Here is a 21,617-nt window from a genome sequence, read left to right as displayed (position 1 = left end):
AAACAGGCTGCTGGCGCTGGCGCACCACCGTGTCGCATGTCATGCAACGCGGCCGAGCAAAAGGTACTCCATGAGTGCCTTTTGCACGTGCATCCTGTTTTCTGCTTCGTCCCACACCACTGACTGCGGGCCGTCGATCACATCGGCCTCGACTTCTTCGCCACGGTGGGCGGGCAGGCAGTGCATGAACAGGGCGTCGGGCTTGGCGGCGGCCATCATCTCTTGGTCTACACACCAGTCGGCGAAGGCCTTTTTGCGTTCTTCGTTCTCGGCCTCGTAGCCCATGCTGGTCCACACATCGGTAGTGACCAGGTCCGCACCTTGGCAGGCTTCGAGCGGATTGCTAAAAAATTGATAGCTGCTTGCGCTTGTTCCGCCTGCACCAACGGCCAATTTTTCATCAATTTCGTAGCCACGGGGTGTGCTCACATGCACCTTGAAGCCCAGCAACGCAGCCGCCTGCAGCCAGGTGTTGGCCATGTTGTTGCCGTCGCCCACCCAGGCCACGGTCTTGCCCTGGATGGAGCCACGGTGCTCGATGAAGGTGAAGATGTCGGCCAGGATCTGGCAGGGGTGGAATTCGTTGGTCAGGCCGTTGATGACCGGCACGCGCGAGTGGGCGGCGAAGCGCTCGATCTTGGTCTGCTCGTAGGTGCGGATCATCACCAGGTCCACCATGCGGCTGATGACCTTGGCACTGTCATCAATCGGCTCGGCGCGACCGAGCTGGCTGTCGCCCGTGGTCAGGTGCACCACGCTGCCGCCCAGCTGGTACATGCCCGCCTCAAAGCTCACGCGCGTGCGGGTGCTGGCTTTCTCGAAAATCATGGCCAGCGTGCGGTCCACCAGTGGGTGGTGTTTTTCGTAGGCCTTGAACTTTTTTTTGATGAGCGCGGCGCGCTCGAACAGGTAGGCGTATTCGTCGGCGGTGAGGTCGTTGAACTGCAGGTAATGTTTCATGGCGCTCTCGTTGCGGGCTGGCTTATTGCGCCAGCAGGGCTTTGACCAGAGGGGTGAGTGTGGCGACGATTTCGTCGGCCTCGGCAATGGTGAGAATGAGCGGTGGCACCAGGCGGATCACGCTGTCGGCCGTCACGCTGATCAGCAAGCCGGCTTCGGCCGCGCGGCCCACCAGCACGCCGCAGGGCTTGGTCAGCTCCACGCCCAGCATCAGGCCCTGGCCGCGCACTTCTTTCACACCGGGCAGGCTGCCCAGTGCGTGTTGCAGCGCGGTCTTGAGGTGCAGGCCCACCGTCGTGGCGTTGTGCAGCAGGCCGTCTTCTTCCATGATGCGGATGGTTTCATTGCCGGCACGCATGGCCAGCGGGTTGCCGCCAAAGGTGGTGCCGTGGTTGCCGGGTTGCAGCACGTTGGCCGCCTTGGGGCCAGCCACCACGGCGCCAATCGGCACGCCCGAGCCCAGGCCCTTGGCCAGGGGCATCACATCCGGCACGATGCCGGCCCACTGGTGGGCAAACCATTTGCCGGTGCGGCCCATGCCGCACTGCACCTCGTCGATCATCATCAGCCAGTCGCGCTCGTCGCACAGCTTGCGCAGCTGCTGCAGGTATTCAACGCGCATGGGGTTGATGCCGCCTTCGCCCTGGATGGTCTCGAAGAACACCGCCACCACGTTGGGGTTGCCCTCGGTGGCTTTTTTGATGGCGTCGATGTCGTTCACCGGCACGCGCACAAAACCCTCGACCAGCGGTCCAAAGCCACTGTAGATCTTGGGGTTGCCCGTGGCCGACATGGTGGCAATCGAGCGGCCATGAAAGGCCTTTTCATACACCACGATCTCGGGCTTGGCGATGCCTTTGTCCACGCCGTACTTGCGCGCGATCTTGATGGCGGCCTCGTTGGCTTCCAGCCCCGAGTTGCAGAAGAACACGTTGGTCATGCCCGAGCGCTCTACCAGCCTGGCGGCCAGCTGCTCTTGTCCCGGCACGTGGTAGTAGTTGGACGAATGCATGATCTTGCCGATCTGGTCCTGCAGTGCGGGCACCAGCTTGGCGTGGTTGTGCCCCAGCGTATTGACGGCAATGCCGCCCAGCGCATCGAGGTACTGCTTGCCGTTCACGTCCCACACGCGGCAGCCTTGCCCGTGCGACAGCGCAATCGGCACGCGGCCATAGGTGTTCATCACGTGGGGCGAGGCGGCCTCAATGAAAGCGGTCATGCAGTGTTCTCCAGACGTTGCGGTAAAGGGCCGGCCCGTGCTGGCCGCCACCCGAAAAGACGATGCACGATTCTAGGGCGAGCGCATGCGCCCGACGATGACGATTGCGCATCACTGCAATGCGCTGATGGGGAGGAGGTGGGTCAGCTCTTATATAAGAGTTAGAATGCAAGACGTGGCGTGGCAAGCAGCGATCCTGCGGTATCCGCCCTCTACCAAGCAGACCCCCGATGGTTTCTCCCTCCTCCAAAGAAGTCTTTATTCAGGGCATCACCCACGAAGGGAAAACCTTTCGACCCAGCGACTGGGCCGAGCGGCTGGCCGGGGTGATGAGCAGCTTTCGGCCCGGCGGCGCCAAGCCTGGCAGCCATCTGAGCTATTCCCCCTGGTGCATTCCCACCACGCTCAATGGCGTGAAATGCGTGGTGGTCAACAGCGACCTGCGCGACCACGAGCCCATGGCCTGGGATTTCGTCATCAATTTCGCACGCGACAACAACCTGCAGGTGGCAGAAGCCTGCCTGCTGCCCGACCCGCCCGCGGAGCCTCTGCAACGCTGACTCCAGTCCGCTGCTGCAGGCAGGGCGCTTGGGCTGCGCCCACAAACCTTTGAAGTGTCGAGGACAGAGCGGTCTCGGCTGGAGCCGATCCCGGTCTGTCCCCGATTCAGCAGGGTGCCAGCAAAGGCGCGCTTTGCCCAACAAAAAACCGCCCGAAGGCGGTTTTTTGCTTTGCTGGCAGCGCACCCGTTACAAACGGCGAACGGTGTGACCCGTCCGGGCTGTTTACCTGCCGGGGCAGGCGGTGAATTAAGCGGCTGCGAGTGCCAGGGCTTTCACCTTGGCAGACAGGCGGCTCTTGTCACGAGCTGCCTTGTTCTTGTGGAAGATGCCCTTGTCGGCCACGGTGTCCACCACGGCTTGCATCTTGGCGAACAGTTCGCTCGCCTTGGTCTTGTCGCCAGCCAGAATAGCCTTTTCGACGTTCTTGACAGCGGTACGGTATTTGGAACGCAGCGAGGTGTTTGCGGCGTTGATCTTGACGTCCTGACGGACGCGCTTGCGGCCCGACGCCAGGCGCGGGTTCTTCTTTTTTGGTTTAGCGGATGCCATTGATGTGTTTCCTTGTGTCTGAGGATGATGCCAGCAAAGCCGACGATTATAGCCCAATCAGGCTCACGGTGGCTGCGGCGCTGAACCGGAGTGGTGCGTTCGCCAGCGCCGCTATGGAACTGGCTTGAGCTGGCCACGGCTGGTGTGTCCCCCTTTGGGGGAAGGCGCGCAGTGCCTCAAGGGGGCTACACTTCCCGCGGTGTCCCTGTTCAAAGCCGCCTCCACCGTCTCCCTCCTGACCCTGGCCTCCCGCGTGACGGGCCTGGTGCGCGACCTCCTGATGGCCTCGATGTTTGGTGCCAACGCGCTGACCGATGCCTTCAATGTGGCCTTTCGCATTCCCAACCTGTTCCGGCGCCTGTTTGCCGAGGGCGCTTTCAGCCAGGCGTTCGTGCCGGTGCTGGCCGCTTCCAAGGCCCAGCATGGTGATGCCGCCACGCGCGTGCTGATTGCCGCAGTGGCCACAGCGCTGGCGTGGGTGCTGCTGCTCACTTGCGTGCTGGGAGTGGTGGGTGCGCCTCTTTTGGTGTGGCTGCTGGCCAGCGGCTTGCGCCAGAGCCCGGACAGCTTTGATGCCGCCGTGCTGATGACGCGCTGGATGTTCCCCTACATCGGTTTCATGTCGATGGTGGCGCTGTCAGCGGGGGTGCTCAACACCTGGAAGCGTTTTGCCGTGCCCGCCGCCACGCCGGTGCTGCTGAATCTGTGCATGATCGCTGCGGCCTGGCTGGGTGCCCCGCAACTGGCCGCCCGTGGCATCGAACCCATTTACGCGATGGCCGGGGGGGTCATGCTGGGTGGCGTGCTGCAGCTGGCGGTGCAGTTGCCTGTGCTGTACCGGCTGGGCCTGCTGCCGCGCATCGGCGTGAGCTGGCGCGCCGTGCGCGCCGCCTGGGCCGAGCCCGGCGTGCGCCGCATTCTCACGCTGATGGCTCCGGCACTGTTGGGCGTGGGTGTGGCGCAGATTTCGCTCATGATCAATACCCAGATCGCTTCGTACCTGACGCCGGGCAGCGTCACCTGGCTGTTTTATGCCGACCGGCTGATGGAGTTTCCCACCGCGTTGCTGGGCGTGGCGCTGGGCGTGGTGCTGACGCCCCAGCTTGCCGCCGCCAAGGCCGCGGGTGACGCGCAGCGTTATTCGGCCATGCTCGACTGGGGTCTGCGCATCGTGGTGCTGCTGGCCGTGCCCAGCGCGGTGGCACTGCTCACCTTTGCCACGCCCCTGGTGGCCACGCTGTTCCACCACGGCGCCTTGCTCGACAGCGACGTAAGCAAGATCGCCATCGCCCTGGTTGGGTATGGGGCCGGTTTGCTGGGGCTGGTGGCCATCAAGGTGCTGGCGCCCGGTTATTACGCCAGCCAGGACATCCGCACGCCCGTAAAAATTGCCATGGTGGTGTTGGTCATCACGCAGTTGCTCAATGTGGCTCTGGTGCCGTTCATGGCCCACGCGGGGCTGGCGCTGTCGATTGGCCTCGGTGCGCTGGTCAATGCACTGTGGTTGCTGGTGGGGCTGCTGCGCCGCGGCAGTTACCGGCCCCAGCCCGGCTGGGCACGTTTTGCCTTGCAGGTGGTGGCCGCCAGTACCCTGTTGGCAGTTTTGTTGCTGTGGGCGGCGCAGTATTTCCCGTGGCTGGAGATGCGATCGCGAAGTGGCCAGCGTGCGGGTCTGCTGGCCCTGGTGCTGTGCGCCTCGGTGGTGCTGTATTTCGGGGCGTTGTGGGCCGCCGGATTGAAGCTGCGCCAGATGCTTCGGCGCTGACGCCGCCGCGCCGCGTGCGCACAGCAATGACCCTCAAACCCGCGCTGGGTGTGGCTTGACGTGCCCCGGCGCCCACCGTACAACCCTGCCATGTCTCTGAGCTATTCCGTTCCGACCGCACTGGAATATTTTGCCGCGCTGGTGCAAAGCGACGAGCACTTTCCCCTGCTCGAAGCCGCCGCCAGCCTGGCGCAAGATGAATACATCGACCTGGATGTGCAGCAGCTCTTGGGTGATGTGGATCAGCTGCTGGCCCGGCTGCAGCGCCGCTTGCCCGCCGATGCGCCCGCGTTGCAGCGCCTGCGCATGCTCAACCAGTTCTTTTTTACCGATCTGGGCTTTGCCGGCAACATCAACAACTACTACGACCCCGAAAACAGCTATCTGAATGCCGTGCTGCGCACGCGCCGCGGCATCCCGATATCGCTCGCCGTGCTGTGGATGGAGCTGGCCCAGGGCCTGGGGTTGCGGGCCCGCGGCATTGCGTTTCCCGGGCACTTCATGGTCAAGGTGATGCTGCCCAAGGGGCAGGTGGTGATGGACCCCGTGTCTGGCCAGTCGCTCAGCAGGGAAGAGCTTTCCGAGCGGCTGGAGCCTTTCAAGCGCCAGAGCGGCCTGGTGGACGACTACGACGTGCCGCTGGGCCTTTACCTGCAGGCGGCCATGCCGCGCGACATCATTGCCCGCATGCTGCGCAACCTCAAGGAAGTGCACCGCACGCAGAAAGACTGGCAGCGCCTGATCTCCGTGCAGGACCGCCTGATCGTGCTGCTGCCCCAGGCCTGGGGCGAGTGGCGCGACCGCGGGCTGGCGCATGCCGAGCGCGGCAATGTGGCGCAGGCGGTGTCCGATCTGCAGACCTACCTGGCGCATGTGGAAGACGGACTTGACGTGGCTGCGATCGCCGACCGGCTGGTGGAGTTGCGTCGCCTGGGGAGCTGACCTTTTTTGGGCCGATGCTCGCATTCAGCGATCAGGCTCGCCACCCTGAGAGCGCGTTCCCGGCTGCCCGAACTGGTGCCATGCCCGGCGCAACCGCGCATCTGAGCTGAACCCGCCAGCGCTGGCGTCCGGGTGGCGTGGCGCCCGGTCCGCAGCGCTGCTCCGGCAGCCGGCAGGCGGATGCGGCGCAGGTATTGCAGGGGCGCGATTCCCGCAGTTTCCAGCAACAGCCGGGTAAGGTGGCGGTGCGAGGTGCGCGCCACCTGTGCCATGGCCAGCGCGCAGGCCGCTACGTGATCCAGGGCAAAAAACGCGCTGGCCCGTAAGCTGCTATTGTGGACAGGGTTTTCCCTGATGAATGGCACCCCGCACCCATGTCCCGTCGCTCGCCTCTGTTCTCCCTGTCCGCTCTGACGCGCGCCTATCAGCGCAACCTCAAGGCCTTTGCGCGCGCCACCAAGCCGGTGCGTGCCGCAAAGCCCGTGCGTGCCGCAAAGCCCTTGCGTGCCAAGGCGGTAGCCGTGTCGCGTGCGCGGCCCAAGGCGGCGCCCGTTGCCCGCACGCCGCGCAAGCCGCTGCCCGCCAGTGGCGAGTGGCTTGCCGGCATTGCCCCTGGCCCTGCAGGCGCGCGGCGCTTTCACCTGTATGTGCCGCCGGGGCTTGCCTTGCGTGCGGGCGAAAAACTGCCACTTTTGGTGATGCTGCACGGCTGTGGCCAGACCGGGCGCGAGCTGGCGGCCAGTTCGCGCATGAACCGCCTGGCGGTGCGCCATCGCTTTCTCGTGCTCTATCCCGAGCAGGAACGCCTGGCCAATGCCCATGGTTGCTGGAACTGGTTTGACCGCCGCAGCGGCAAGGCCGATGCCGAGGCGGCCACGCTGCTGGCTGCCATCGAGCTGGTGGCCCGGCGCCACCCGGTGGACATGGCCCGCGTGGCCGTGGCGGGCCTGTCGGCCGGTGCCAGCATGGCTGCCCTGCTGGCGGCGCGTTACCCCGACCGGTTTTGCGCCGTGGCCATGCATTCGGGGGTGGCCCCCGGCACGGCCGACTCTGCCGCCACCGCCATGGCGGCCATGCATGGGCGCCGGGAAGCACACCTGCCTGACCCGCCGCAGGCGCTGGCTGCCGAAGGGGCAGCCATGGCGCCGCTGCCGCCGTTGCTGATCCTGCATGGTGATGCGGACAACGTGGTCTCGGTGCGCAACGCAGCCGCCACAGCCGTGCTGTGGGCCGAGTCTTTGGGCGCGCGCGCAGGCCCGGTGCGCACCATGCAGCGCGGCCGGCGCCATGCGGTGCGGGTGACCGAGTACAAGGCGCGCGGCCGTGCGCAGGTCACGCTGCGAGAAATTGTGGGCCTGGGCCACGCCTGGAGTGGCGGCGCGCCCGGCCTGAATTACAGCGATCCGGCGGGGCCAGACGCCTCGGCACTGGTGTGGGCGTTTGTGGCGCGCCAGTTCAAGAAAATTTGAACAAAATTGGCCGCGAGGCCTTATTGGATAAGCGCTAAGCGCTATTATTTTTGATGGCCACTACGCCATTCACAACCTGTCGGTGATCTGGCGCATTGCCGCCCCCCGCCAGGGCGGGCGAGGGGTGTGCAATGGCTCAGGACAGCCGCAGGGGGGCGGTGCCCGCCGAAAGTGCGGCGTGCGCCCCCCCCTGTGAGGAGCCCAGTTGGAAGGTGGCCACCACCTGCGTCAGCTCTTGTGCCTGCTGCTGCAGCGATGCAGCGGCTGCGGCGGCTTGCTCCACAAGCGCGGCATTTTGCTGTGTGCCCTGGTCCATCTGCGATACCGCCTGGTTGATTTGCTCGATGCCGTCGGTCTGCTCGCGGCTGGCCTGGCTGATTTCTTCGATCATGGTCGACACCCGCAGCACGCTGTCCACCACCGCCTGCATGGTGGTGCCGGCCTCATGGGCCAGGTGCGTTCCGGCCTTGACCTGTTCGGCGGAATTGCCGATGAGGGCCTTGATTTCTTTGGCAGCCTCGGAAGAGCGCTGCGCAAGGCTGCGCACCTCGGTGGCCACCACGGCAAAGCCGCGGCCCTGCTCGCCCGCGCGGGCGGCTTCCACGGCGGCATTGAGCGCCAGGATGTTGGTCTGAAAGGCAATGCCCTCGATCACCCCCGTGATGTCGGCCACCTTGCGCGACGAGGCCTCAATGGAGCCCATGGTCTGCACCACTTTTTCGACCACCGCGCCACCCTTGCGTGCCACGTCGGAGGCCGACTGCGCCAGCACGCTGGCCTGGTGCGCGTTGTCGGCGTTCTGCTTGACGTTGGAGGTCATTTCTTCCATCGAGGCGGCGGTTTGCTCCAGGGCGCTGGCCTGCGATTCGGTGCGGCTGGACAGGTCGTGGTTGCCGGCCGCGATCTGTTGCGACGCGCTGGCAATGTGCTCGGTGCCGCTGCGCACCCGCTGCACGATGCGGTGCAGGTTGCCCTGCATGGCCTGGATGTCCAGCATCAGGCTCGATTGGTCGCCGGGCCGGGTGGTCACCGCCACCGCCAGGTCACCTTGGGCGATGCTGCGCGCAATGCTGCGCGCATAGTCGGGCTCACCGCCCAGCTGCCGCAGCAGGTTGCGCGAAACCAGGGTGCCCAGCACCAGCAGTGCTGCGCCCAGCACCAGCGCCACCACGCCAAAGCCCAGGGCACGCTGCCAGATGGCGGCGTTGACCGTGTCGATGTACACGCCCGAGCCAATCACCCAGCCCCAGGGCTCAAAGCCCTTGACGTAAGAAGTTTTCTCCACCGGGGTGTCGCTGCCGGCCTTGGGCCACATGTAGGGCACAAAACCAGCGCCTTGGGCCTTGACGGTGCGCACAAACTCCACAAACAGTGCCAGACCGTTGGGGTCCTTGTTGCCGCTGAGGTCTTGCCCGTTCAGCTCGGGCCGGATGGGGTGCATCACCATGCGGGGATGCATGTCGTTGATCCAGATGTACTCATTGCCGCTGTAGCGCAGGGCCTGAATGGCCGCCGCTGCGCGTTGCCTTGCCTCTTCGTCGGGCATCGTGCCCTTGCTGCTGAGCGCCTGAAAATGCACCGCAATGCCGTGGGCGACCTCCACCACCTGGCGGACGCCGGTCTGACGCTCTTCGAGGATCAGCTTGCGTTCGGACACCAGGAACCAGGCCGTCATGACCACCATGCCCAGGAGGGCGCACAGCACCAGGAGTGCCAGTTTTCTTGCAATAGTCATGGAGCGTTTCAGAGGGAAAAGAGAGATGAAAGACCAGAAACCCGTGGATCAAGGCGGGAGATGGCGCGTGTTACATGCAGATTCTATTCTTTGATGCCTGAAACACTCAACGGGCATGCCTGGGGGTTCTGGGTTTGAGCATTGGTGTTGCGCAAACGCGGCGGCTGCAGGAAACCAGGCCGCCAATGCCGCCTGCGTGCAGCCAAAGCCGCTACACCAGCCTCGCCGCCACCAGTTCTTTTTTGAGATAGGCGTAAAACAGCGGCGCTGCCACCAGCCCGGCAGGCCCGAAAACGGCCTCGGCCACAAACATCACCGAGAGCAGTTCCCACACGCCCATCTGCGTGCGGCGCCCCACCACCTTGGCGTTGATGACGTATTCGGCCTTGTGAATCAGTATCAAGAACCCCAGGCAGGCGGCGGCGGCCAGTGGCGACACCGACAAGCCCACGATGGTGATGACCACGTTGCACACCAGGTTGCCCACAATGGGCACCAGCCCGGCCACAAACGTGAACGTGATCAGCATCGGCGTGTAGGGCAGTCGCAGGTCCCATAGCGGCAGCACGAACAGCAGGAACAGGGCCGTGAGCAAGGTGTTGAAGGCGGCAATCCAGAACTGCGCCGCCACGATTTGCCGGAACGCCTCGCCAAACAGCGTAATGCGCGTTTTGAGCTGCTGGGCCAGCGGGGCCTGCGCCAGCACCGGTGGCCGCACAGCGGCGAGCGCACCGATCAGCAGACCCACATAGGCGAACAACAACCCGGCCAGCCAGGCGCGACCGGCCATGGCCAACGAGCCCGCCTTGGCACCCAGGTAGTTGGCGATGATGCGCTGGATTTCCGCAGCGCCCTCGGGCAGATGGGAGGCCACATCCACCGGCAGCTTCAGGCGCAGCTCCAGAACGGTGCGCGCCATGTAGTTCAGAAGTTCCTGGTATTGCTGCGGGGCAGTGACCAGGTAGCCACGCGAGTGCGTGAGGCCCGCCGCCAGCAGTGCCAGCGGCAACAGCATCACCAGGGCCGCAGCGGCAATCTGTGCCGCACGCAGGCTGGGGGCTGTTGGGGCGTTGTGGCGCTGCAGGCGCCTCAGCCCTTGTGCAAACCAGCCCGTGAGTGCGCGGGTCAGCAGAAAGCCCAGGCACACGCACAGCAGGCCGGGCAACAGGCCACGCCACATCACCAGCAGCAGCGCTGCCGCCATCAGCAGGTAGCTGGCCACCACAATGCCCTGGCTCAGGGTGCGCGGTGGTGGCGTGGCGGGGGCGTGCTCAGGCTGTGTGGCGGCGTTGGGGGCCGGAGAAGGGCGTTGCGCCATGCGCGACGAGGGGGTGGAACGAACCCGGCGCCGATCAGGCCACCACTACGGCGGCACCTTCGCCGCGCGGCGCAATGGCGCCAATGGTGTAGACCTGCTCGCCCGCGGCCCGCAGCGTGGCGGCCGTGGCTTCGGCGTTTGCTGCATCCACCACCACCACCATGCCAATGCCGTTGTTGAAGGTGCGGTTCATCTCGATGTCGTCAATGCCGGCGGTCTTTTGCAGCCAGGCAAACAGCTCGGTCTGGGGCCAGCTGCCTTTTTGCAGGTGGGCAGCGGTGCCCTCGGGCAGCACGCGCGGGATGTTCTCCAGCAGGCCGCCGCCGGTGATGTGGGCCAGCGCCTTGATGGGATGTTGCGCCAGCGCGGCCAGCACGTTCTTCACATACAGGCGCGTGGGCTCCATGACGGCCTGCTTGAAGGGTTTGCCGTCTAGTGTGGCGGGCAAGGTGCCCGCTGCCTCGGCACGCTCGATGCACTTGCGCACCAGCGAGAAGCCATTGGAGTGCACGCCGCTCGATGCCAGGCCCAGCACCACGTCGCCGGGCTTCACGTCCTTGCCGGTCAGGATTTTCGATTTTTCGACCGCGCCCACGGCAAAGCCTGCCAGGTCGTATTCGCCTGCAGGGTACATGCCGGGCATTTCTGCGGTTTCGCCGCCAATCAGGGCGCAGCCCGAAAGCTCGCAGCCCCTGGCGATGCCGCCGACCACGGCCGCGGCCGTATCCACATCCAGCTTGCCGCAGGCGAAGTAGTCCAGAAAGAACAGCGGCTCGGCACCTTGCACCAGCACGTCGTTCACGCTCATGGCCACCAGGTCGATGCCCACGGTGTCGTGCATGTTCCATTCAAAAGCCAGCTTGAGCTTGGTGCCCACGCCGTCGGTGCCGCTGACCAGCACGGGTTCCTTGTAGCGCTTGGGCACCTCGAACAGTGCGCCGAAGCCGCCGATACCGGCCAGAACGCCCTCGCGCATGGTCTTTTTGGCCAGCGGCTTGATGCGCTCGACCAGGGCGTCGCCTGCGTCGATGTCAACGCCAGCGTCTTTGTAAGACAGGGGGGAAGGAGTGGATGCGGAAGAGCTCATGGCAGGGATGGCACGGACCAGCGTGCGCGGCAGACTAAAATTTGCGCAGATTTTACGGGTTGTGCACCGCGCACCGTCCGTTCACCCTTACTTCCTGCTTCGTTTTGACTTTCACGCCCATGCTGTCCCCTGTGATCCATCCCTGCGCCTGCCCTTGTGTCAGCAGGCTGCAGCCATGAAACAGCTGGCCCTGGACATCGGCCTGGCCACCGGGCCCACTCTGGCGCGGTTTTTCGCCGGCCCCAACGAGGCCGCGCTGCAGCATCTGCGGCTGTGGGCAGGGGAGGGTAGCCAGCCGGACACCCGTTCACCGGTGCCCACCTACCTGTGGGGCGAGGCGGGCAGTGGCAAGACCCACCTCCTCAAGGCGGTGCGCCAAGCCTTGAGCGACCAGGGCGCCAGCGTGGGCTGGCTCGATGCTTCGGTGGCCAGCGCGGCCGAGTTTGACGAACGCTGGGCTGCCGTGGTGCTGGACGATGTGCACCTTTACAGCACCGCCCAGCAGGCCATGGCCTTCAACTGGTTTGTAAATGCCATCAGCCCCGCCAACGGTGCGCCGCGCTGGGTGCTGGCGGCCGGCAACCTGCCACCCGCCGACCTGCCGCTGCGCGACGACCTGCGCAGCCGCTTGGGCTGGGGCCATGTGTTCCAGTTGCAGGTGCTCGACGAAACCGCCCGCCGTGCCGTGCTGCGCCAGGAAGCAGATGCCCGGGGCGTGTTTCTGGGCGACGAGGTGATGGACTTCATGCTCAACCGTTTCTCGCGTGACCTGGGCAGCCTCATGCAACTGCTCGATCAGCTGGATGCCTATGCGTTGCGCACCCAGCGCGCCATCACCATCCCGCTGCTCAAGGCGATGCTGGAGTCGGAATGACGCACAACACTCTGGGGCGCCGCGCGCCACACCAAATAACCAATGACTGATATCCCGCCCAATCGCCCCCGGCTGACGCTGTTCGACCTGGACCACACGCTCTTGCCCATTGACTCCGACTACGAGTGGGGCGAGTTCACCATCCGCATTGGCTGGAACGACCCCGTAGAGTTTGCGCGCCGCAACGACGAGTTCTATGCGCACTACCAGGCGGGCACGCTCGATGTGCATGACTATGTGCGTTTTGCCATCGAGGCTGTGCGCCAGCGCGGGCCCGAGGCCGCCGCCGCCGCCCATGCCCAGTTCATGCGCGAAGTGATCGAGCCAGCCATTCGGCCGCAGGCGCGCGATCTGCTGCGCCAGCACCAGGCCGCCGGCGACGATGTGCTGATCATCACCGCCACCAACGAATTCGTGACCCGGCCCATTGCCCAGGCCCTGGGTGTGCAGCAGTTGCTGGCCATGCAACTGGCCCGCGATGCGCAGGACTGGTACACCGGCGAAATCGACGGAATTCCCACCATGCGCGAAGGCAAGGTGCTGCGCATGGAACAATGGCTGGCCGAGCGGCGGCTGGCGTGGGAGGATGTGGAGAGCACCTTCTACAGCGATTCCATGAACGATGTGCCGCTGTTGGAAAAAGTGAACCATCCGGTGGCCACCAACCCTGACGCCCGGCTCAGAGCGCTGGCGCATGAGCGCGGCTGGCGCATACTGGACCTGTTTTCGGACGGCACAAACCAGAATGCACAGCCCGCCACCGCGCAGGATGCCGCACCCTGAAACTGCACCTTGACCGCATGTTTGCGCCGCTCCACCTGTTTACTGCATACCCATGATCAAGAAGTTCATCAACAAACTGCTCGGCAAATCCACGCCCGGCACCTCGGGCGGCAAGCCGCATTTCGGCAAGCGTGAAGAGGTGCCCGCCTCGGTGCATGGCATCAACCCCGAGCTGGTGGACCGCCGCGCCGCCGACGTGGTGGCCACCCTCAAGCAGGCGGGCTTTGAGGCCTACATCGTGGGTGGCGCCGTGCGCGACCTGCTGCTGGGCCTGCGCCCCAAAGACTTCGACGTGGCCACCAACGCCACGCCCGAGCAGGTCAAAGGGCTGTTTCGCCGCGCCTTCATCATCGGCAAGCGCTTTCGCATCGTGCACGTGGTGCATGGCCGGGGCCGTGAGCACGAGGTGATCGAGGTCTCCACCTTCCGCGCCTACCTCGACAACGCCGCTGCAGGCCAGGTGGCGGGCAACGAAAAGACCAGCAAGGCCCAGCTGTCGGGCATGCAACATGCCGTGGATGCCAGCGGCCGCGTGCTGCGCGACAACGTGTGGGGCCCGCAGGACGAAGACGCCACGCGCCGTGACTTCACCGTCAACGCCATGTACTACGACCCGGTGAGCCAGATCGTGGTGGACTACCACAAGGGCCTGCAGGACGCCAAGAAGAAAACACTGCGCATGATTGGCGACCCCGCCACGCGCTACCGCGAAGACCCCGTGCGCATTATTCGCGCCGTGCGGTTTGCGGCCAAGCTCAGCGCCCTGGGCTTCACCATCGAGACCAAGACTGCCGCGCCCCTGGTGCAGTCGCAACTGTTGCTGGCCGAGGTGCCGCAAAGCCGCATGTTTGACGAAATGCTCAAGCTGCTGCAAACGGGGCATGCCATTGCCACTATCGAGCAACTGAAGAAGCTGGGGATGGCCAAGGGCATCTATCCGTTGCTGGACGTGGTGGTGGAGCGTGCCGCCACACCGTTTGTGAACGCCGCCCTCACCGACACCGACCGCCGGGTGGGCGAAGGCAAGCCCGTGGCACCCAGCTTTTTGCTGGCCTGCGTGCTGTGGGAGGACGTGCGCAATGGCTGGACAGAGCGCCAGAACCAGCGCCAGCACCCTCTGCCGGCGCTGCAGGAGGCCATCGACGACGTGTTTGACCAGCGCATTGGCGACGTGTCGGGTCGCGGCAAGCTGGCGGCCGACATGCGTGAGATCTGGGTGATGCAGCCGCGCTTTGAAAAGCGGGTAGGCAGCGGGCCCTTTGGCATGGTCGATCAGTTGCGTTTTCGCGCAGGATTCGACTTCTTGCGCCTGCGTGCCGACGTGGGCGAGGTGGAAGAGGCCCTGGCTGAATGGTGGCAAGACTTCCAGGGCGCCAGCGATGAACGCCGCGAAGACCTCATGGACCAGGCCCGCGAAGAGCAGAAAGCCCGCCAAAAGACCCAGCCTGTAGTCAAACGCGTGCCACGCAGCGCACCCGCCGCAGGGGCTGCGCCCCGTGAGGCGGCCGCCGGTACGGCATCTTTGCCCGACGCCGCCGCGCCGCTGGCTGACGGCGATGCGCCCAAGAAGCGCCGCCGCCGCCGTCGCAAGCCCGGTGCTGGCAATGGCGAAGGCGCTGCCTCTGCCGCCGCTGGCGAATAAGCGGGGTTTTCTTCATGCAGGGTGCCGCACCCCCGGTGGTCAACCCTGTACTTGCGCCTGAGGCCTCCGCTGCCCCCGCAGCATCTGCGCCCGTGTCTGCCTGGATCGGCCTGGGTGCCAACCTGGGTGACCGGCTGGCCACCCTGCGCACCGCCCTGTCGGCCATGGGGGCCCTGCCGGGCACGCGCGTGCAGGGCGTTTCATCGCTGTATGGCAGTGCGCCGGTGGATGCGGGCGGGCCCGACTATCTGAACGCTGTGGCGCAGGTGCAAACCACCCTGGTGCCCCATGCCTTGCTGGCGCAACTGCAGGCGATCGAGCAGGCTGCCGGACGCGAGCGCCCCTACCGCAACGCCCCGCGCACGCTGGATCTGGACATCCTGCTGTATGGCGACGAGGTGATCGACACCCCCACGCTCACGGTGCCGCACCCGAGGCTGCACGAGCGCGCGTTTGCGTTGTGTCCCCTGGCCGAACTGGCACCCGAGCGCGTGCCGGCGCACCAGTTGGTGGGCGTGGCAGCGCAGCGCATCGACCGGGTGCAGGGCGCTGACTGGGCGATTCAGGCAACACGTCAAGTCAGTTAGTCAGGTGTTGGAATGCTCCTGAATATATAGCTGCTTGCGCTTATGGAAAAAGCGCTGCAGCCATATTTCATATAAATAAATGAGCGCTACCTGCCGTCGCGGCGGAAGGCGATCACCCCATCCATCAATCCACCTTGGCGCCCGAGGCTTTCACCAGTGACTGGTATTTGTCCCGTTCGCTGGCCATGAAGGCGTCGAATTGCTCGGGGGTGGTGGGCACGGGCTCGGCGAGCAGTGCGCCAAAGCGGGTTCTGGTTTCGGGGGCGTTGAGTGCGGCCACAAAGGCCTTGTTCAGCTTGGCGATCACCGGCTTGGGCGTGCCGGCGGGCGCCACCAGGCCCCACCAGGTGTCGATCGAGAAGCCCTTGAAGGTGCTGGACAGCGGTGGCACGCCGGGCAGGGCCGGGCTGGCCTGCAGGCTGGTCAGGGCCAGGGCCTTGAGTTTGCCGGCGCGGATGTTGGGTGCGGCGGTGGCAAGGTTGTCGATATTGAAGTCCACCTCGCCGCTCAGCAGGGCCAGCTGGGCCGGGTTGCCGCCCCGGTAAGGGATGTGCAGGGCAAAGATGCCCGCGCGCTGCTTGAACATTTCGCCCGCCAGGTGGCCCGCGCTGCCGTTGCCGCCGCTGCCATAGTTGAGCTTGGCCGGGTTGGCCTTGGCATAGGCGATGAGGTCGGCCACGCTGTTGATCTTCAGTTGTGCCGCCTTTTCGGCGTTCATGACCAGCACGTTGGGCACGCGCACCATTTGGGTGATGCCGGCAAAGTCCTTGGCGGCGTCGTAAGGCATGCGGGCATACAGCCAGGGGTTCACGGCATGCGTGGCGGTGGCGGCAATGCCGATGGTCAGGCCATCGGGGGCGGCCTTGGCGATGGCGTCGGCGCCAATGTTGCCACCCGCGCCGCCCTTGTTGTCGACGATCACCGTGCCCAGCGAGTCACGCACCCGCTCTGCCAGCGCGCGGGCCGTGATGTCCAGCGGGCCACCGGGGGCGTAGGGAACGATCAGGCGAATGGGTGCGCCCGTGTCCTGGGCCATGGCCAGGGAAGAGGAAAAAACCGCTGCGGCAGCGGCACTTGCGAGGAGGATGTTTCGGCGGTTCATGGCGCCATTGTGCAAAAAACGGAGCGAGCCCCCTGAAAAAAGGCCGCTGGCGGGTGCGATGGGCACCGTGTCGGCGGCCTGCATCCTGGCCAACCGGCAATGTTCAGCCGTGCTTGTCGGCCTCGGAGGTGAAGGAGTCGGCAAAAAATTCGTCGGGCGGCAGGCCGCGCTCGGCGCTGTAGGCGGCGCGTGCCGAATCGACCACGATGGGGGCGCCACAGGCATACACCTGGTGGCCCGACAGGTCGGCAAAATCCTGCAGCACGGCCTGGTGCACAAAGCCGGTGCGGCCCGTCCAGCCGTCTTCGGGCAGGGCATCGGACACCACGGGCACATAGGTGAGGTTAGGCATTTGCGCGGCGCGCGCCAGCATCCAGTCGTGCAGATACAGGTCACCCGGCCGACGGCCGCCCCAGTAGAGCGTGGTGGGGCGCGTGATGCCCTTGAACTGCATGTGCTCGATCAGCGCCTTGAGGGGCGCAAACCCGGTGCCCGATGCCAGCAGCACGATGGGCTTGTCCGAGTCCTCGCGCAGGAAAAAGCTGCCAAACGGGCCTTCGACGCGCAGGATTTCCTTTTCCTTCATGGCGCCGAACACATGGTCGGTGAATTGGCCGCCCGGCATGTGGCGGATGTGCAGCTCCAGCCCCGGCGCCTCGGCCTGGGTGTGGGGGGCGTTGGCCATGGAGTAAGCGCGGCGCACTCCACCTTGCAGCATGAACTCGATGTATTGCCCCGCGTGGTAGCGGAAGGTGTCGGCCGCGGGCAGCTGCAGGCGCACCTGCATGACATCGTGCGATTTTTTCTCGAAAGCGGCCACGCGCACGGGCATCTTCTTGACGGGGAAGGCGCTTTCGTCGGTGACCTGGCGCGATTCGAGCACCACGTCGGTCAGCGGATGGGCGCAGCAGGTCAGCACAAAACCTGCGGCTTCTTCGTCGGCCGTCAGGGCTTTGGACTGGTGCGCGCCATGGTGCACGGCGCCGCTGATTTTTTTGCATTTGCACGAGCCGCAGGCGCCGTCCTTGCAGCCATAGGGCAGACCCACGCCGCTGCGGATGGCCGCCGCCAGGATGACTTCGTCTGCGTTGGCACTGAATGCGCGGCCGCTGGGTTGCACGGTGATCTGGAACGCTGCGTTGGCCGTCTCTGTGCTGGTCATGGTGTGGGTATCCTTGGGCTATTCTTCAAGTTGTCTTCATGCGAACGGCCCCGATTTTGCCCTTAGAACCTGATCGCTCTCTTAACAGCCCCACGGCCTGCCACCGCGTATGGCCACAGCGCGCGCCTGCAGCACGCCAGAGCCACGGCAAGCGCCGTGCCATTGTGGCGCAGTGGCACCGCATGGGCGCCGTGCAGCGCCGCTTGCAGCCAGTGCGCGCCGCATTGCGCAGCACGGAGGTGACCCCATGAGCACCGTGGCGGTCACCAGCGGGCTGGGCGCGTTGCCCTCGCGATTTCGCCGCGAGCGCCTGCTGATCGTGGGCTATGGCGATGTGGGCCAGCGCCTGGCGCGCAGCCTGGTCGCCGGCCCGGGGGCGCAGCGCCTGCGTGTGCTGGCACTCACCTCCCAGGCCGAACGCGTGGGCAGCCTGCGTGCGCAGGGGGTGACGCCGCTGGTGGGCAATCTGGACCACGCTGCCACACTGCGCCGCCTTTCGGGCCTGGCCACCCGCGTGGTGCACCTGGCGCCACCGCCCGGCGAAGGCGGCGGCGGCGCCGCCTGGTGGCGTGACCCGCGCACCGTGGCCCTGGCGCGGGCTTTGCGGCTGCGCAGCCTGCCCGTGTCGCTGGTGTATGCCTCGACCAGCGGGGTGTATGGCGACTGCGCGGGTGCCCGGGTGCCCGAAACCCGCACCGTCGCGCCGGGCACGCCCCGGGCCCAGCGCCGCGTGAATGCCGAGCGCGCCGTGCGCCACCTGGGGCGCGCTGGCGTGCGCGCCAGCATCCTGCGCATTCCGGGCATCTACGCGCCCGACCGCGAGGGCGGAACGCCTGAAGCCCGGCTGCGCAGGGGCACCCCCGTGCTGACTGCGCAAGACGACGTTTACACCAACCACATCCATGCCGACGACCTGGCGCGCGCCTGCCTGGCCGCGCTGTGGCGTGGCAAGCCCCAGCGGGTTTACAACGCCAGCGATTCCAGCGAAATGAAGATGGGCGACTATTTCGATCTGGCCGCCGACCTGTATGGCCTGCCGCGCCCGCCTCGGGTGCCGCGCAGCACGGCGCAGGATGCGCTGCCGGTGATGCTGCTGAGCTTCATGAGTGAATCGCGCCGGCTCGACAACCAGCGGCTGCTGGGCGAACTGGGCCTGCGGTTGCGCTATCCGACCGTGGCGCAGGGGCTGCGCGCCTGATCTGCAAGCACACGCTGTCAGCGTGGATAGCTGTTGCCTTGGTCGTCGTAGCACCGGAACACGTTGCACTGCGTGATCCTGCGCGGGGGAGGCGGCGGAGGGGGCCGGCTGTAAACCGGGTGGCGCGGCGGAATCACCACCAACGGGGGCGCAGGCTCCTGCCGGGCCGCGCGGGCTTTTTCCAGCTCGGCATAGGCCTCGGGGCCCAGGCAGTCCAGGTCCACCTGGCGCTGCGCGGTTTCGATTCGCAGGTTCTGGTCATAGGTACCGCCTGCACTGCTTGCGACGACATCGAGGTTGCGGCGCGACCGGGCGCATTCGGCTGACCGCGCATAGTCCTGGGGACGGGCCGCCGGGCGAGCGGCGCGCTCTGCCTGTTCACGTTCCCGCCGGGCGTCACGGTCGGCGTCGATTTGCCGGGTGGCCGCTTCGAGCTGCTGTTGCTGGTGTTTGCGTTCCAGTGCCTCGGCCGCCTGCTCGCGCTCGCGCTGGATTTCCTGCGGTGTCTTGCGGGGCTCCACCTCGCGCACCGATGCGGCGCCCGGGCAGTTGCCATCGGTGTAGGTGACCTGGCCGGTGCGCGCATCGGTGCAGCGCAGCACCTGGGCCTGCGCGGTGAAACACACCAGAACGGCACAGGCGGCCAGGCAGTTGCGCAGGATGGGCATGGCGGTGTTCCTCAATTCTTAGCTGCCCTGGCCCCGGGGGGCGTCGGTTCTCCAGCGGGGCTGGTCCGGGCGATTGTGGCGGGGGCCGTCGCCCGACGGACGGCGGTCGTCATCGCGGCGTTGCCGATCGGCTTGGTCCCGCTGGGACTGCTCACGGCGCGCCTGGTCACGGCGAGCATCCTGGGCCTGGCGGGCTTCCCGGTCTCGCATGGCTTCGCGTTCGCGATGGGCTTCACGCTCGCGTTGCGCCCGCTCGCGTTCGCGCCAGTCATGGCGGTCGTCGTACCGGCGCCCGAAGTAGCCGGGTGGCGGTGCCACCGGGTAGCCATAGACGGGAGGCGGGCTGCCATAAATGTAGGCGGGCTGCTCATACACCCCGTAGCCGGTGGGCTGGGGCGTGTAGTAAGGGTCGCCAGGAACCACGGCGCAGCCCGTGGCCAGCACGGCAAGTGCGGTGGCGAAAACAACGCGGACAGGTAGGTGTGTCATGGTGGTCAGATTCTGGCGTGGCACAAGGCGTTCCGGCCTTTGCGTAAAGCCCATGAAAAGCGCCCCGGCGGGGTGTTACAACTTTGCAGGCTCGCCCAGTGCATTAGACGCCTGACAGGGGCTTGTGGTTGACCTGTCCCGCAGCCCAACGCCGTGGGGGTCGCGTCGACCGGCGGCATCGCGCCACCGCGGCGCACAATCCGCGCCCTCTGACGGCTCGCCAAAGGGGGGGTGAAATGCTATTGTTTGTATAGCTGTATGCGCTTATCCAATAAGGGTTGAAGGCGATTTTGTCTTGAATATCGCCTGTGCCCCGTTCAGGAGGGGAGCACCCGCCGCATGGCATCGGCCAGGTCTTCTGCCACGAACTTGGCCACATAACCGTCTGCGCCGACGCTGCGCACATGGTGTTCGTTGGCCGAGCCCGAGAGTGACGAGTGGATGATCACCGGCAGCCCATGAAAGCGCGCATCCTGCTTGATGTGGCGCGTCAGGGTGAAGCCGTCCATCTCGGGCATTTCGAGGTCGGTCAGCACCAGCGCCACCTTGTCGAGCATGGTCTTGCCTTCGGCAGCAGCCTGGATGGCCAGGGCATTGAGCCGGTCCCAGGCCTCCTTGCCCGACTTCACCATTTCGAAGGGGGCGTGCAGCAACTGCAACTCTTGCTCGATGAGCGAACGGGCCACAAACGAGTCGTCGGCCGCAAGGATGATGGTGCCGGGTTTCAGTTGGAGGCGCGGTCCCACCTTCTGGGCATCCACCTGGTTGCCTTCAGATGGCGACACCAGCTGCAAGATGGCCTCGACATCCAGCACCTGCGCCAGGCGCGAACCATCGGTGTTGCCATCCAGCCGCGCAATACTGGTCACCAGCTTGCCGGCGGCGCCGCTGGCCTCGGCGGACAGCACCTGTTTCCAGTCGAGCCGCACGATGTCTTCCACCGACTCCACGGCAAACGCCTGCGTGGTGCGCGCATATTCGGTCACCAGCATGATGTTCAGCCCGGTCTTGGGCTTGCAGCCCACAATGGCCGGCAGGTCCAGCACCGGGATGATCTGCCCGCGCAGGTTGACCACCCCCAGCGAATACGCCGTTGCACCCGCAATGGGGGTGATGCTGGGCATGGCCACGATTTCACGGATCTTGAAAACGTTGATGCCAAAAAGCTCGGATTTGCCCAGTGCGCTGTCGGCGCCCAGGCGAAAAAGCAGCAGCTCGAACTGGTTGGTGCCTGTGAGGTTGGTGCGCTCTTCAATATCTCGCTGCACGTTTTTCATGGGAATGTCCTTTGCGTGGATACGCGTTTTTACAAATTTTAGAAGCAGAAGCGCTCGGGCAGTGGGAAATATCAGCCCGCGCCGACAAAGCCGGCCGCAGCCTGGCCGGCGGTGCCCACCGTGCAGGGCCGAAAGCCCCCGCACCATGCGCGGCTGTTACAAGCGGTGGTGGGCCGCACCGGGCCAGACCGGGCCAAACCGCCGTATGCTCTGCGCCTTTTTCCCGTT

General features: G+C 65.7%; 20 protein-coding genes and 1 pseudogene. 9 read left to right on the top strand and 12 right to left on the bottom strand.

The genetic code is table 11. The features are described 5' to 3' along the window. Positions 1-39: 39 nt before the first annotated feature. Together argF and B7Y64_RS02430 are read right to left on the bottom strand one after the other, a co-directional pair. On the bottom strand, positions 40-960 hold the full coding sequence (argF, locus tag B7Y64_RS02435) for an ornithine carbamoyltransferase (RefSeq protein ID WP_291325115.1): 921 nt from the start codon (positions 958-960) through the stop codon (positions 40-42). A 22-nt stretch (positions 961-982) separates the two neighbouring features. After that, complete coding sequence (locus B7Y64_RS02430; RefSeq protein ID WP_291325114.1) at positions 983-2,179, bottom strand: aspartate aminotransferase family protein; 1,197 nt, start codon at positions 2,177-2,179, stop codon at positions 983-985. Between the two features lie 230 nt (positions 2,180-2,409). On the opposite strand from B7Y64_RS02430, the gene B7Y64_RS02425 reads away from it, so the two are divergent. After that, positions 2,410-2,739 (top strand): DUF3579 domain-containing protein, encoded by a 330-nt coding sequence (locus B7Y64_RS02425; protein ID WP_024815999.1) that lies wholly within the window; start codon positions 2,410-2,412, stop codon positions 2,737-2,739. Between the two features lie 249 nt (positions 2,740-2,988). Here the strand turns inward: B7Y64_RS02425 and rpsT are convergent, their stop codons facing one another. Continuing rightward, a complete protein-coding gene (gene rpsT / locus B7Y64_RS02420) occupies positions 2,989-3,291 on the bottom strand; it encodes a 30S ribosomal protein S20 (protein ID WP_024815998.1) in 303 nt (100 codons plus the stop codon). Positions 3,292-3,490: 199 nt separating this feature from the next. Here rpsT and murJ point away from each other — a divergent pair, with 199 nt between their 5' ends. Both murJ and B7Y64_RS02410 read left to right on the top strand, forming a co-directional pair. Beyond that, the gene (gene murJ / locus B7Y64_RS02415; RefSeq protein WP_291325112.1) at positions 3,491-5,056 is read left to right on the top strand and encodes a murein biosynthesis integral membrane protein MurJ; all 1,566 of its coding nucleotides are present in this window, start codon (positions 3,491-3,493) and stop codon (positions 5,054-5,056) included. A gap of 90 nt (positions 5,057-5,146) precedes the next feature. Then, on the top strand, positions 5,147-5,998 hold the full coding sequence (locus tag B7Y64_RS02410) for a tetratricopeptide repeat protein (RefSeq protein WP_291325111.1): 852 nt from the start codon (positions 5,147-5,149) through the stop codon (positions 5,996-5,998). 24 nt (positions 5,999-6,022) lie between these two features. Here the strand turns inward: B7Y64_RS02410 and B7Y64_RS02405 are convergent. Next, positions 6,023-6,273: pseudogene (locus B7Y64_RS02405) on the bottom strand (helix-turn-helix domain-containing protein); the annotation flags it as partial. Positions 6,274-6,372: 99 nt separating this feature from the next. Here B7Y64_RS02405 and B7Y64_RS02400 point away from each other — a divergent pair. Beyond that, the gene (locus tag B7Y64_RS02400; protein WP_291328297.1) at positions 6,373-7,467 is read left to right on the top strand and encodes a PHB depolymerase family esterase; all 1,095 of its coding nucleotides are present in this window, start codon (positions 6,373-6,375) and stop codon (positions 7,465-7,467) included. Positions 7,468-7,603: 136 nt separating this feature from the next. Here the strand turns inward: B7Y64_RS02400 and B7Y64_RS02395 are convergent, their stop codons facing one another. From B7Y64_RS02395 to purM, 3 genes are all read right to left on the bottom strand, one after another. Then, complete coding sequence (locus B7Y64_RS02395; protein WP_291325109.1) at positions 7,604-9,202, bottom strand: methyl-accepting chemotaxis protein; 1,599 nt, start codon at positions 9,200-9,202, stop codon at positions 7,604-7,606. 211 nt (positions 9,203-9,413) lie between these two features. After that, the gene (locus B7Y64_RS02390; protein WP_024815993.1) at positions 9,414-10,520 is read right to left on the bottom strand and encodes an AI-2E family transporter; all 1,107 of its coding nucleotides are present in this window, start codon (positions 10,518-10,520) and stop codon (positions 9,414-9,416) included. A gap of 34 nt (positions 10,521-10,554) precedes the next feature. After that, complete coding sequence (gene purM, locus B7Y64_RS02385; RefSeq protein ID WP_291325108.1) at positions 10,555-11,607, bottom strand: phosphoribosylformylglycinamidine cyclo-ligase; 1,053 nt, start codon at positions 11,605-11,607, stop codon at positions 10,555-10,557. A 175-nt stretch (positions 11,608-11,782) separates the two neighbouring features. On the opposite strand from purM, the gene hda reads away from it, so the two are divergent. From hda to folK, 4 genes are all read left to right on the top strand, one after another. Then, positions 11,783-12,481, top strand: coding sequence for a DnaA regulatory inactivator Hda (gene hda / locus B7Y64_RS02380; RefSeq protein WP_291325107.1), 699 nt, complete (start codon positions 11,783-11,785; stop codon positions 12,479-12,481). A 42-nt stretch (positions 12,482-12,523) separates the two neighbouring features. Beyond that, the gene (locus tag B7Y64_RS02375) at positions 12,524-13,264 is read left to right on the top strand and encodes an HAD family hydrolase (RefSeq protein WP_291325106.1); all 741 of its coding nucleotides are present in this window, start codon (positions 12,524-12,526) and stop codon (positions 13,262-13,264) included. 52 nt (positions 13,265-13,316) lie between these two features. Next, on the top strand, positions 13,317-14,906 hold the full coding sequence (pcnB, locus tag B7Y64_RS02370) for a polynucleotide adenylyltransferase PcnB (protein ID WP_291325105.1): 1,590 nt from the start codon (positions 13,317-13,319) through the stop codon (positions 14,904-14,906). 92 nt (positions 14,907-14,998) lie between these two features. Further along, complete coding sequence (folK, locus tag B7Y64_RS02365; protein ID WP_291325103.1) at positions 14,999-15,493, top strand: 2-amino-4-hydroxy-6-hydroxymethyldihydropteridine diphosphokinase; 495 nt, start codon at positions 14,999-15,001, stop codon at positions 15,491-15,493. 124 nt (positions 15,494-15,617) lie between these two features. On the opposite strand, the gene B7Y64_RS02360 is transcribed toward folK, so the two are convergent. Beyond that, the gene (locus B7Y64_RS02360) at positions 15,618-16,595 is read right to left on the bottom strand and encodes a tripartite tricarboxylate transporter substrate binding protein (RefSeq protein WP_291325102.1); all 978 of its coding nucleotides are present in this window, start codon (positions 16,593-16,595) and stop codon (positions 15,618-15,620) included. 103 nt (positions 16,596-16,698) lie between these two features. Then, positions 16,699-17,757: a CDP-6-deoxy-delta-3,4-glucoseen reductase gene (locus tag B7Y64_RS02355; RefSeq protein WP_291325101.1), complete on the bottom strand. Its 1,059-nt coding sequence runs from the start codon at positions 17,755-17,757 to the stop codon at positions 16,699-16,701. A 247-nt stretch (positions 17,758-18,004) separates the two neighbouring features. Between B7Y64_RS02355 and B7Y64_RS02350 the strand changes: the two genes are divergently transcribed. Next, positions 18,005-18,955, top strand: coding sequence for an NAD-dependent epimerase/dehydratase family protein (locus B7Y64_RS02350; protein ID WP_291325100.1), 951 nt, complete (start codon positions 18,005-18,007; stop codon positions 18,953-18,955). Positions 18,956-18,972: 17 nt separating this feature from the next. Here B7Y64_RS02350 and B7Y64_RS02345 read toward each other — a convergent pair whose 3' ends face one another. From B7Y64_RS02345 to B7Y64_RS02335, 3 genes are all read right to left on the bottom strand, one after another. Further along, complete coding sequence (locus B7Y64_RS02345) at positions 18,973-19,623, bottom strand: DUF4124 domain-containing protein (RefSeq protein ID WP_291325099.1); 651 nt, start codon at positions 19,621-19,623, stop codon at positions 18,973-18,975. Between the two features lie 18 nt (positions 19,624-19,641). Then, on the bottom strand, positions 19,642-20,112 hold the full coding sequence (locus tag B7Y64_RS02340; RefSeq protein WP_291325097.1) for a hypothetical protein: 471 nt from the start codon (positions 20,110-20,112) through the stop codon (positions 19,642-19,644). A gap of 317 nt (positions 20,113-20,429) precedes the next feature. Then, entirely contained in the window at positions 20,430-21,389 is a 960-nt protein-coding gene (locus B7Y64_RS02335) for a chemotaxis protein (RefSeq protein ID WP_291325076.1), read from the bottom strand. Positions 21,390-21,617 lie beyond the last annotated feature (228 nt).

The organism is Acidovorax sp. 35-64-16 (genome assembly GCF_002281195.1).
GTDB classification, from domain to species: domain Bacteria; phylum Pseudomonadota; class Gammaproteobacteria; order Burkholderiales; family Burkholderiaceae_C; genus Acidovorax; species Acidovorax defluvii.
This window is presented reverse-complemented; position numbering and strand designations above follow the sequence as displayed.